Genomic DNA, 12562 nt, shown 5'->3' on the forward strand with positions numbered 1-12562 from the left:
TTCCAGCAGTTCCAGCACCAATTACAACAATTTTATAACTTTCTCTGGTCTTCATTATCCTCCTCCTACCTGAAATTAGTTTTCAATTTAACTCATCGGAGTAATAATATTATTATAAGTTAAAAACACTCTTGTTTTATCTGATTTAAATGAATATTTTGTTAATATTACCCATCGACATTACTATATGGGGTAGCACCACATGGTCATCAACTTAAAAAATTAATTGTCACCCAAAACGAAAAAAATGAGACGAATTCTTATAAATAACTGTAAAAAGGTAGAATTCTCGTTATGGAGATGTCTAAGAATATCAGCTTGATGGGCATGGCGTGCTACCACAAGATTCAAAAATATTAACAAACTGAAAGAGCATGTTTTTAAAAACGTTTATTAAAAACATGCTCTTATTGTATTAAATGGCGAACTTTTTCACTTCTTATTGAACAGCTTCGTTCAATTTATTATTAAAATTTTTTCTCTAACGCCCGATATTAATCTGCAATTCTTGTTACCACTAAAGATGGATTTCCATAAGAAGAAACTTCACCTTGTGCAACATCAATTATAATACTTAATGAATCATTTGCATTTAATCTAATTAATACTGTTTTCCCGATGGTATACGCATTCAAAACGTTTGCAGGGACATCTGTACTTATAGATGTCGTACCTTCAAATTCACTTTCTTGAACAGGTGTAATGTCATTAATATATAACCTAAATTTTAAAACTGTATTTGCAGGGGTTAAATCACGATTAAAGACTCTTGCTGTTAAATCCATATTAATTTCATATATTCCACCACTCAACACTTGGATACTATTATTTAATAAATCTAGATTTGTTCCCAAAGATGGACCAAGATTCTGGAAAACTACTTTTTGGCCTACATTTGCTGTACGAAGTGTATTAGATCTATCATACAATGCTCCATAAGCTACAGTACTTCCAATTCCTGTTGGTCCCGTTAATCCGGTTTCTCCGGTTGATCCAGTGAATCCTGTAGGTCCTGTTATTCCAGTCGGACCAGTAGGACCTGTAGTCCCAGTCGAACCAGTGGGTCCTGTTGGCAATGTAAAAGGCGGGATAGGTGGCAATGTAGGACCCAGTAAGTTCGGATCAAATGCTGCTCCAATCAAAAATTCATTTTCTTTATTCATGCACACATCTCCTTATGATGCTTGTACTTACCATAATTATTAAATGCTCATTACTAGACAAATGATCTTCACATAAGCGGAATTTCTCCTTTTTATTTTACAAAATATGAAAAAAAGCTTGTAGCTGGATTTATTATGCTTGGTCTAAATCTTCCGAATTGGATGTACGGAGGGAATTTCCTTTTTACAGATGGATGGTGATATGAAAGATGATGAATTTAATAAATATATAGAAACTATGAATAAGGTAGTAAAATAATTGATTTAGAATGGTGGTATATGGAGTACCGCCACATGCCCATCAACTTAAGAATTTTATGACATCCAAAAACGAAAATTTGCCCCTTTTACAGTTATTTATACAATTTGGCTCATTTTTTTCGTTTTGGTGAACAATTAATTTCTTAAGTTGATTGCGATATAGTGATACCCCAAAATACAAAAATCTCCTTCAAAAAAAGGCACCTACGCACCTTTTGTAATCCACTTGTACTTTATTCTGCATCCAAAATCCCTTCTGAATCACTTTAATGCATCATTGTACGGACCTAATTGCTTTTTAGAAAAATAATAATTTGTCTCCTTACTTTTCAGTAACATATTTCCTTTTATAATTAAAAAATAGGTAGCTACTAGAAAATAGATTATCCCTAATATCCAATCCAAATTTGTAGCTAAATTGTGTAAAAGAACATATCTCATATATGCATAACCAATCGGAACATGTAGTAATACAACCGCACCTAATCCTGGGTTGTATATTGTTTTAGCTTTTATATTCGCAAAAATACCATGCCATATGAATTGAAAAAATCCCATTAAAATAGGGGCCAACCCAAGCCATATAATATTTGGAAAGAAAACCGGAAGTAAATAAAAAACATACGCAATCAAAATATTTATTACCATAGCAGATTGTGTATTTAATGGATAGCGATCTGGTATATCACTTTTAAATATAACTACATTAAACAGACCAGCAAAATAACCTGGCCAACGATACTCTTCAAATTGATGCACTAAAATGGCTACAAAACTTAACGCTAACAGTACTTTTATTTCACTCATTTCTCCAAAATTGGTGACCAAACAACCTACGACAACAATTGCCATAACTAACCCTACATCACACCAATGCTTTCTAAAGAAACTAATCATCTCTATCACCCACTATCTCAATTTTTATAAAAATAGCGTTCAAATAGGAAATCAATTTGCTTTTCTACAGGCAGTATTCTTATATCTGCCCCTGATTCAAGAATTGGCATCATTAATGCTGGAAGAAAAATGGATCCGAATATTTGCACTGTCATCATCATTAAAATTTCCTGATCCGTTTCATTTGTTATTTCACTCAAAATATTCTTCACTTTACTAAAACCGAGCCTCTTCAAAAAATCTCCATATTCGTATTGAGATGTAAATACCGTAGTTCCCATTGCAATAATTTTCCTAACTAACTCGGGGTATTGCCGAATTACTAGTACATAATCAAGTAAAAATATTTTTAATCTTTCTTTTGCTGGCACTTTAATATCATCTAAAATAGAAAAAGTGTATTGAAAGCTAATTAATAAGACTTTAATTGTTTCACTAATCAACTTTTCTTTTGAGCCAAAATGGTAATTGATAAGCGCAATATTAGTATCTGACAATGCCGCAATTTTTCTTATTGTTACACTTTCGAAGCCTTTGTCTTTAATTAACTCTAATGTTGTATTTAAAATCTTTTCTTTCGTAGATATGTTTTCATTTCCCCTCAACTTATCTCCTCCTCTAAAATTTATCAATTAAACAACGTTTTAAACATTGTTTAAATTTATAGTATCACCTTCAATTTTTAATATCAATTTAATCCTTTCGACATTTCCGATTCCCTATTCTTTTTTATCTTTGTTATTAAAGTTTATATATACATTTGAGAACGTCTTTGTTGTTTTCCAGTCCCTCCATAATGTGAGCAGTCAGTAATTTTAATAATTGAACTGTTGTGTAAATAATCAAATAAATTAACATTATTTTCCTTAACTAAAAAAGATGAACACAATTTTTTATACATCATATTTGTTGGTATCTAGTGTATTACTAAGACCTAGCTTGGACTGAATCCCCTTGTTGTAGATTTTTATTTTATTATTAATAATTACGGTATATGAAATTATTAATAATAAAATAAAAAAAAGCTCCCCTGAAAGGAGCTCCTCACCTTACAAAACATTTAAGAAATCCTTCTATTACCAGCTCTACTTAAGATTTGGAGCATGGTTATAACTTATTCATCCCTGTTTGTTACGATAAATCATTGATCGAAGACTATTCTTTTTCTGTGTATTATTTCAAGCTCTTTAGATGTTTTCTTTTTGTGAAATTTACCTCAAAACAAATTAACTAGATAACAAAACGTAAAATAACAATGCTGCTGCCTCTTGTCGTTTCATACTTTGTTTTGATAGATAATCTGCTGATCCATCTTCATTATATATAACCTCAGGCCCTACTAAACGATGACCTACAATGTTTTTCACGGATTCTATTGCCCAAACATCAGTTTCTCCTTTTAATGTTGCATCTGCAGATGGCGCTCCTAACATTTTTAAATACTGCCAGGTAATCCATGCTGCTTCTTGTCTAGTAATTGCACGGTCTGGAGAGAATTGTTCCCCTTCTTTTTCATATAAAATACCAAATTCATATAACTTTTGAATATGTGGTGCATACGGATGATTTTTCACATCAGAAAACACTGGTTCTTTTTTTGAAGGTGGTGAAAAGTAAGCAATTTGAGATAACCAATATGCAAATTCTGCCCGTGTAAGAGAAGATTCTGGATTGAAATTCCCCTCCTTATTTGCTTGTAATACCTCGTATTGATGTAAAGGATTTATAAACTTAGCATACGGATGATTTTCATCTACGTCTTTAAATCTCTCGGGCTCACTTAACTTCACTGCTGAGCTGCCAGAGTTCCAATGTATCATTTCTTTCACAGTACCATCTTTGTGAAGTTTAAATGCCATATAATTCCCTTTTTCATCCTCAAATAGTAAAGGGTCTATTTGTTTTAGCTCCTGTTTACCATATACTTTATCACTTACATATAACTTTCCTTCACTTATGGTTACATGTGACATTAGGTTTTTTAATCTCAAATCACGATAAACACCTTCAAATTTCTTTAATTCTTCTTCATTAGGGGTTAAATATTCAGGCTTTGTTTTATCTGGAAAATAGTGATTCATAAAATCATCAAATACTTCAACAGGAAGTGCTGAACTATCTTTATTTGTAACAACAAAAACTCCAATTTTATGCTCTGGAATTAACCACATTAAAGATGAAAAACCTGGTATATTTCCACCTTTACCGAACACATATTGCCCATTATGACTTTGTGGTGAAAAGAACTCAAATCCGTATGTCATGTTAGGGTATTTGGGATGTAAAGCAAATTTTGTTTTTTGCATATCTTCTACAGTTTCTTTTTGTAGTATTTGGTTATTTTTAAATTTACCATCATTCAATTGAGCAATCATGAAATTGGCTACATCACTCCCTGTAGAAAACATACTCCCTTGTGGCATATCTGTTGGTCTAGTTTGGTAAAATGGGATGGCATTACCTGTAGCATCATATCCTGTTGCTAACTTTTCTTTAATAAAATTAGTCATAACAAAACTACTATTATGCATTTCTAGAGGGTAAAAAATATTTTTGGCCATATATTTATAAAAAGGTGTGTTTGTCAGATTTTGAACAATATACCCTTGAAGCATAGAAGCAAAATTATCATATGTATATGTATCTCCTGGCTTTCTCACTACAGTGGGCATATTATCTTCTACATAATCTTTAAGCATTGTATAATCATTTTCTTGATAATGGATGTCCTCGGGTCTAGGATCTACGTAATCAAACCCTGTTGTATGGGTAAGTAAATGCTCCATTGTAACTGGTTCACCCATGTTATTTTGGTACTTTAATCCCCCCATATAATTTACTATATCTTTATTTAAATCAATTTTTCCTTGTTCAACTAACTGCATGACAGCACTAGCAGTAAAAACTTTTGATATTGACGCTAATCGAAAAACTGTTTTTTTAGGATCGATGGGAGTATTCTTTTCTTTATTGGAAAATCCGAATCCCTTTTGAAATAGAATTTGATTATCCTTTACAACGACAAGAGCTACACCAGCCGCGTTTTCTTTTTTCATTTTCTCTGGGATTACTTTATTGGTGAACGCTTCTATATCTTTAGGATTTAATGTTATTGGTGCAACAGTTTCGGCTTTTGAATAATTGCTCCCCAAAAAAACTAACAAAAAACAAACACTTACAGCTACTAACCTTTGAAAATAAATTTTCATTCTTTTGTTCCTATTCCCCAAATTATTTCCCCCTTTAAAACTAGATTTATTGATTATTCATCTATAGGTTTACCAACCATATTCTACCATTATATAGGTATTTTTTCTAATTTTATTTCTATTCTGCTATTTATTAACCGTTCCGCTTTTGAATTAGTATATATATATCATTAGGTCTTAGTTGTAGAGTGTGCTATAGCATACAAAAATGCGGGATAGTCTTTAATGTAGACTTTCATCGACAGTTTTTTCATAACATCCTATATGAAGAAAACACCCATCCTCTATAATCAATAAAATTGGATGGGTGTTTTATAACGCATTACTTATTCTATTCTTACTGGGTATTAAGATATCTAAAATGATATTATAGTTTTTCAATTCTCATTTAAAGTCTATTGACTGTATATATCTTTCTCTATATTCTTTAACAACATTTCCAACCTGTCCCTAGTAACTTGATTAAAATGTGGATTTAATTCCTTTATTATGAATTCAAGTAACTCATAGCTTATGTATTCACCCAATTCCAGTGAATATTGTTCAGCTAAAAAAGACTTTAATTTTTTAGAGATAACAATCTTATCCTTTTTACTAATCTTTATCTCCATTCGATAACAAACCCCTCTTAGATTAATCTGAAAAGCTAATTAAAATAACTTTTTATTACTTATGAAAATATGTTCTTTACCACCTTATTGTATATACAACAAGGCATTCTTTTCATATCATGACATTCAATCACCTGAAAACTGTTCACTATTGCATATCATTTTTATTTTTGAAGTAACTCTGATTTCTATATTACACATTACAATATATAAAACAAAGCCCAAATACGGAATTTTTAACTTTATCAATTTTTTTAGAGATTCCACATAATATTACCTTTTTCACATTATGAAAAATTTTTTCTATAAATTTTTCATACTTTCTACTTTTTTGGTACTTTCATTACTGTAAGTTGAAATTTTCCTCATTTTTAAAATAATACAACCTAGACTAAATGCAAAAAGAGAAAATATCCCAAAAGTAACAGTGATAGTATTTAATGATAGACTCCAGCTAATTAGGAAAGATACTAATGCCCCCCCTAAACTGGCCGATGCAATAAATAGACTAGTCACTTGATCAATATTATTTTCCATAATACGGGAAGCTAGGATTAATGTTATTGGAAAAACACCCGCTATGACTAAACCAATAATAAAGATGATAAACAAATACATACCTGTACCTCGAACAAAGGGAAATAGAGATAAAAGAATCACTAATGTAAAGCAACTATATGTAATGTATGTCCAATAATTAAATTTATGGGCTAGCTTACCTACAAGTAATCTTCCTATAACTATTGCTAGCCAAAAACAAGATATACTTACTGAACTGATTAATTCATTATTGGTAAGAATCATTATTGTAGATAAAAAATTTGCAAGATTAGTTTCTATGCCTGCATATAAGAATGCAAAAAGTGAAATAAATAATATAACTGTAATCTTTTCACTTTTAAATTTTAGAGTAAATGAGGAAAGGGATACTCCTCCCTTTTCATTATTTTGAGGAGAAAAATTCAGAAATTTTGTACGTCCAAACATGTACCAAACAAATAGTGTAAAAATAAAGAATAGTAATATCCCATAAAGAATAAAATACCATTCATAAAATTTTATAATATAATTAACTAGTAACGGAAACCCTAGCGCCCCAACCCCAAACCATACTTCGAGAATGCTAAATTTAGCAGCACTATTCCTTTCTGCTGAAATAATAAAGGAACCCACCGTAGTTTCTAACAAACCTGCTCCATAGCCTAATACAAAGCAAATAACGGCTAAATATGCCCATTCTTTAATATATATAAAACCTCCTAGAACAATGGACATTACTAAAACACCTAATGTTATAGTTTTAAAATAATGATACTTTCTTACTAGTATGGGTGAACTTAGAACACCGAATAAAAAACCTGTGAATTGAAAAAATATTAAAACACCTAATTGATCAGGGGTTCTTCCATAATATTGTATTAATGAAGGAATTAAACTACCTATGCAAACATGTATTATTCCTACAATAAAATAAAACAAGCAACCATAATAAAACATTAACCGCATCTTTTCTCAACTCCAATCCAAAATAAAAACAGGGATTTAAGTAAATGTTCTAAACCCCTGTTTTTACCATAAAACTAAATAGTTGCTACAGATCGTTCTTTATTACTACTGCTCTTATCAAAAAACATATCCAATATAACTTGTGAACGAAATCCATCTTCAAATGTTGCTACAGACTTTTTAGGTCCACCTTCCGCAGCCTTTGCCCATTCTATAATTTCACTTCTAAAAGAATCAGACCATTCAAAAATCTCATTTTCTGGATCGACTAGTAAAGGTAATGGTAATGGGATTTCATGTTTTTCCAATCCATCAAAGAGTACATATTTATTTGGCTCTTTAGAAGAATACTTATATTCTTTCTTCGTACCTATTACCTCTATACTAAAACCACAATCGTCAAGAAACGAACTTTTAGATGTTGTAATATTAACAAAAACCTTATTTTTCAATTGGCCATACACCTCAGCATAGTCATCAACAAATACTGGTTTGCTTTCTTTTTCCTTAACATTTGTTTTAATTTTAGTACGAACGGTATCCTCTCTAAAATCACTCTCGAACAAAAACCATAGTAAGTCTATTAGATGGATCCCCAAATCTCCCAAGGCCCCACTAGTTTTATTACTTTGAAAATCATCTCGCCAAGTAAACGAAGTTCTTCTAAAAGCGCTATTCTTTTTAAAATGCAATCTTATCACTACTATATCCCCTAATTCTTCATTTTGAATTAATTGTTTTAAAGCCTTTACATAAGATAAGTAGCGATAGTTAAAACCCATTGAAGCGACTAAATTAGTATTTTTTGCTATTGTCATCATATATTTTGCTTCTTCACAAGAGATTGCCATTGGCTTTTCACATAACACATGTTTGTTTTTTAATAGCGCTTGAACAGCTTGAGATTTATGACAAAAATTCGGGGAAGATATTATTACCCCCTCAACTACTTCTAGTAACTCTTCATAGCTATTAAAAACCTTCCCACCAAAATCCCCTATCAATTTATCGGCATTCTCATAATTAACATCATACACTCCAACTAATTTACAATTATCAACAGTTGATAATGCTCTAGAATGAGCTCTTGCAATACTTCCTGCACCTATAATTCCAATATTCATTATATGAACATCCCCTTTTAATTAATAATGTGCTTTAGAGTATTTAAAATTCCAATCGAGTATTCACCTTGAGCTAACATTGAGTGTATTTTTTTAGCCTCTTCTGTTGCATTTTCTACTAAATAACCATGTCTTACAGCTTGTAGCATTCTTAAATCATTCCCACTATCTCCAAAAGCTATTGCATTTGTTTTATCTAGTTCGTACTTGTCTAAAATAAATTTCACTATCTCATCTTTACCTGTTCCAAGTGGAATAAAATCTACATCATAGCAATTTTCTGGATCACCAGCTAATGGATTACATTTGTTAATATTAACTCCAACTTGGAATATTTCTCCGATTTCTTCTATCTTTTCTAAATTCTTTGCATCAATAAATTCATTTTGCTCTTCATAATAAAAATTAAATTTGTACTTAGAACTTCCTAATTGTGTCTGAGGTCTTAAAAAAATTTCATATTTTATTTCTAGCAATTTAAGAATTCTTTCAATCTTTGAAGAATCAAAACCACCCTCTATAATTCTCCCTTCCCAAATTTGATCATCTATAGTAGTCCCATTACTATCAAAGTACGTTATTTCTGTACCTAATCCACTCGCCACAAAATGAGGGAAATACTGCATACCACCCTTTTTCATTTTTTCAACAATTGATTCTAAACTACTTCCCGTTACCCAACCAATTACTAAATCCCCTTTACTTCCGTGTTCATACAAATACTTTTCTAACAATTTCATATTGCTTCTTTTAGAATCATCCATGTTATGAGGATAATAAGTTTCATCAAAATCACAGAACACTACATATTTAGGCTTTTTAACCTGCGGTAGTCTTTCAAAATTTAAAGACTTTAAAACTTCATTATTTATTGACATTGAATAATCCCTCCAAAACGAAATTTTGCTCTTCTAACATCATGTTTGGGTGTAAAGGTAAATGTAATATTTCTTTATGAACTTGCTCTGTATTTAATATATTTTTTTGCAAATCATTTTCCTTTACCCACTTAGTATTTTGTTTATGAGATAATACCGGATAATAAATATCTGTTTCAATGTTATACAATTGGTACAATTTATTTTTCAACTCGTCTCTTCTTCCATTTTCAACTCTAATCGGAAAAAGGTGCCAGACATTATCTTCTGTCATCTTAGGTAGCTTAATTAATTCTCTATCTTCTAATTCCTTTAAATCACGTATATATCGTTGAGCTAAATACGCTCTTTTTAAATTGTTGTATGATAAATACTTAATTCTTTCCAAACCAATCGCTGCTTGCAAATTATCAATTTTAGAATTGAATCCAAAGTCTAATACCTTTTTATTTTTTTTATCAATTTCAAATCCATGATAACTATATTGATTGCAACGTATTGCAAGAGTTTCATTATCGGTAACTATTGCACCTGCCTTACCACATACACCAAAATTCTTATATGGGTTAAAACTAAGAACAATAATATCTCCATATTCTCCAAGATTTGAAGAACCAATAGCTTGACATGCATCTTCAATAACTCTTAATTGATATATATCCGCGATTTCACGAATTTTTTTCATTTCACATTGTTTACCATACAAATGTACAGGCAAAATGCATTTAGTTTTTTGGGTGATAGCTTCTTCGATTTTAGAAGGATCAATACAATAACTCTTCTGATCTATATCTACAAATATAGGTTTTGCTCCGACTGCTAACACAGCATTTTCAGTAGCAGCAAAACTATTAGCTGGCATAATTACTTCATCCCCCGGCTGGATACCAATAGATAACAATGACACCATAAGAGCATCTGTGCCACTACTTGTTGCAATTACAAACTTTTTATTTAAATAACTTCCGATTACTTCTTCTAGTTTTTTTGAAAATGGTCCACTTGTGAATTGACCTGTCGGTAAAACATCTTTTAAAACCCCTATAATTTTTTCAACCTCATCTTGAGAAATCAACCGATTAACTGGCATAAATTCTATTTTCTGTATATTTTTTCTGCTATAATTGAAAATATCTTTTTCTATATCAATATCTATTTTCAATTTGTTTTCCCTAAATAATTTCTCTTTCATCTTGTGATTCGGTAATATATTACTAATTTCAAATTCTTTTTCTTTTGTTTCCCCCTGGAGGCACTTTAATAAAGCTAAATTGTCTTTACTATGTCCAGAAATTGTAGTAAGAGTTTTCACGTTAAATCACCTCTAAGAAATTATTTTGAAAATCATGAGTAGACTATATTTTATGTTATCGATTACATGTCAACATATTTTTTACGGAGGGTTTCTCTATGGTAACAATTAATGAAATAGCTAAATTATGTAATGTATCAAATGCTACGGTTTCAAGAGTTCTAAATAATCATCCTTATGTAAATTCAGAAAAACGTGAGAAAATAATAAAAGTAATGCAAGAATTCAACTATACTCCTAGTTCTATTGCAAGGAATCTTAGGATAAATAAGACACAAACCATTGCACTATCAATTCCCAATATAGATCATCCCTTTTTCGGAAAATTAGCTAGAGAAATTTCTAAAGAATTATTAAAGCATAATTACAAATTGCTAATTTATCAGACTTTTTATGAGAAAAAAATTGAACTTGAATTACTTTCCTTACTAAAGAATAAAGCTGTAGATGGTGTAATTCTCGCATCCCTAGAAAATAGTTGGGAAAATATAGAGCATTATTTAGCATATGGGCCCATAATACTTTGTAATGAGTATGAGGAAAATGCACCTATTCCGGTAATTTGTTACGATGAATTTGAAGCTGGATACAAAGCTGTTAAACATTTAATAAGCAAAGGTCATAAAAAAATTGGCTTTTGTTTTGATTCTCTTAATAGTCAAGCACAATTAAAACGCCAACAAGGTTATCTGCATGCCTTAAAAGAAAAACAATTACCATTCAATAAAAAATGGCTATTTGGAGATGCAATTACTATTAATGATGGGTTTAGAATTTTTGAGAAGCTAGATAAATTAAAAGATAAACCTACTGCATTATTTACAGGAAATGATCAAGTTGCTGCTGGAGTCATTAAAGGAGCTACTATTAAAGGATATTCTATTCCAACTGACTTAGCTGTTTGTGGTTATGATAATCAATTAATTTGTACAGTTACAACCCCAACAATTAGTACTATTGATATTCCAATTGTTAAACTGAGTAAACGAACCGTTAACGAGATACTACTATATATAAATACAGATGAATCTATTAAACGTAAAATTATCGAATATCCTACTAACTTAATTATTCGTGAATCTACATAATTAAAATAAATGTTTCTGCTTAAATTTATCTATTATATAAAAAGAGGACGTAAATAATAATGCGTCCTCTTTTTATATTAAGCTAAAACAATCCATTAAAATGCTTTTCACGAAGCCAAATATATAATGTTATTAAGAAAGAATGGGAATATGTTGTCGAATACGCTGAATTATTTGCTACAAAATGTAGACAATTAGAGAACCACCAAAAGGTAAGTGACTATTTCCATATTTGTTACCAAGCAAGAAGAAAATCAATTGAAAAAGGAGTGTTCAAATAATGAAAAAAATCAGCCTATTATTATCAGGTGTTGCTTTTATTGGGGTTCTAACGGTGGGAATTTCTCAGTTTTCTAAAACAGATCAGCTTGCTACCCATGGGCATTATCCTGCTCCTTCATATAGTGTTGGCGATCATGGTGGTGCACCACAACAAAATTAATATAAGTGTATTTAAAGACCCTCCATTTGGAAGGTCTTTAAATATCAAAATATGTATTGTTCTTTTTGGCT

Annotated in this window: 11 protein-coding genes and 1 pseudogene; 3 read left to right on the plus strand and 9 right to left on the minus strand. The window is 30.8% G+C overall.

Going from position 1 to position 12562, the window contains the following annotated elements:
* Positions 1–494 precede the first annotated feature (494 nt).
* The 9 genes from ILS93_RS26680 to ILS93_RS26720 all read right to left on the minus strand — a co-directional run bounded on the left by ILS93_RS26680 (position 495) and on the right by ILS93_RS26720 (position 10961).
* Positions 495–1163 carry an exosporium leader peptide-containing protein gene (locus ILS93_RS26680; RefSeq protein WP_222661619.1) on the minus strand — a complete coding sequence of 223 codons (669 nt, stop codon included), beginning with the start codon at positions 1161–1163 and terminating at the stop codon, positions 495–497.
* Between the two features lie 522 nt (positions 1164–1685).
* A complete protein-coding gene (locus ILS93_RS26685) occupies positions 1686–2330 on the minus strand; it encodes an HXXEE domain-containing protein (RefSeq protein ID WP_222661620.1) in 645 nt (214 codons plus the stop codon).
* 8 nt (positions 2331–2338) lie between these two features.
* Positions 2339–2926: a TetR/AcrR family transcriptional regulator gene (locus ILS93_RS26690; protein WP_064474052.1), complete on the minus strand. Its 588-nt coding sequence runs from the start codon at positions 2924–2926 to the stop codon at positions 2339–2341.
* A 621-nt stretch (positions 2927–3547) separates the two neighbouring features.
* On the minus strand, positions 3548–5530 hold the full coding sequence (locus tag ILS93_RS26695; protein ID WP_222661668.1) for a serine hydrolase domain-containing protein: 1983 nt from the start codon (positions 5528–5530) through the stop codon (positions 3548–3550).
* 395 nt (positions 5531–5925) lie between these two features.
* Positions 5926–6141 carry a DUF2164 family protein gene (locus tag ILS93_RS26700; RefSeq protein ID WP_046954493.1) on the minus strand — a complete coding sequence of 72 codons (216 nt, stop codon included), beginning with the start codon at positions 6139–6141 and terminating at the stop codon, positions 5926–5928.
* A 303-nt stretch (positions 6142–6444) separates the two neighbouring features.
* The gene (locus ILS93_RS26705; RefSeq protein ID WP_222661621.1) at positions 6445–7647 is read right to left on the minus strand and encodes an MFS transporter; all 1203 of its coding nucleotides are present in this window, start codon (positions 7645–7647) and stop codon (positions 6445–6447) included.
* 74 nt (positions 7648–7721) lie between these two features.
* A complete protein-coding gene (locus tag ILS93_RS26710) occupies positions 7722–8771 on the minus strand; it encodes a Gfo/Idh/MocA family protein (protein ID WP_064474049.1) in 1050 nt (349 codons plus the stop codon).
* Positions 8772–8788: 17 nt separating this feature from the next.
* Positions 8789–9649, minus strand: coding sequence for an HAD-IIB family hydrolase (locus ILS93_RS26715; protein WP_088047397.1), 861 nt, complete (start codon positions 9647–9649; stop codon positions 8789–8791).
* Complete coding sequence (locus ILS93_RS26720; RefSeq protein ID WP_016135571.1) at positions 9636–10961, minus strand: DegT/DnrJ/EryC1/StrS aminotransferase family protein; 1326 nt, start codon at positions 10959–10961, stop codon at positions 9636–9638. The genes ILS93_RS26715 and ILS93_RS26720 overlap by 14 nt, the downstream gene beginning before the upstream one ends.
* 98 nt (positions 10962–11059) lie before the next feature.
* On the opposite strand from ILS93_RS26720, the gene ILS93_RS26725 reads away from it, so the two are divergent.
* The 3 genes and pseudogenes from ILS93_RS26725 to ILS93_RS26735 all read left to right on the plus strand — a co-directional run bounded on the left by ILS93_RS26725 (position 11060) and on the right by ILS93_RS26735 (position 12491).
* Positions 11060–12049 (plus strand): LacI family DNA-binding transcriptional regulator, encoded by a 990-nt coding sequence (locus ILS93_RS26725; RefSeq protein WP_088047399.1) that lies wholly within the window; start codon positions 11060–11062, stop codon positions 12047–12049.
* 140 nt (positions 12050–12189) lie between these two features.
* Positions 12190–12330: pseudogene (locus ILS93_RS26730) on the plus strand (tetratricopeptide repeat protein); the annotation flags it as partial.
* Positions 12330–12491, plus strand: coding sequence for a hypothetical protein (locus ILS93_RS26735; RefSeq protein ID WP_081339476.1), 162 nt, complete (start codon positions 12330–12332; stop codon positions 12489–12491). The pseudogene ILS93_RS26730 and the gene ILS93_RS26735, both read left to right, overlap by 1 nt.
* Positions 12492–12562: the final 71 nt, after the last annotated feature.

This window comes from Bacillus sp. 16GRE42, assembly GCF_019837435.1.
Taxonomy (GTDB): Bacteria; Bacillota; Bacilli; order Bacillales; family Bacillaceae_G; genus Bacillus_A; species Bacillus_A wiedmannii.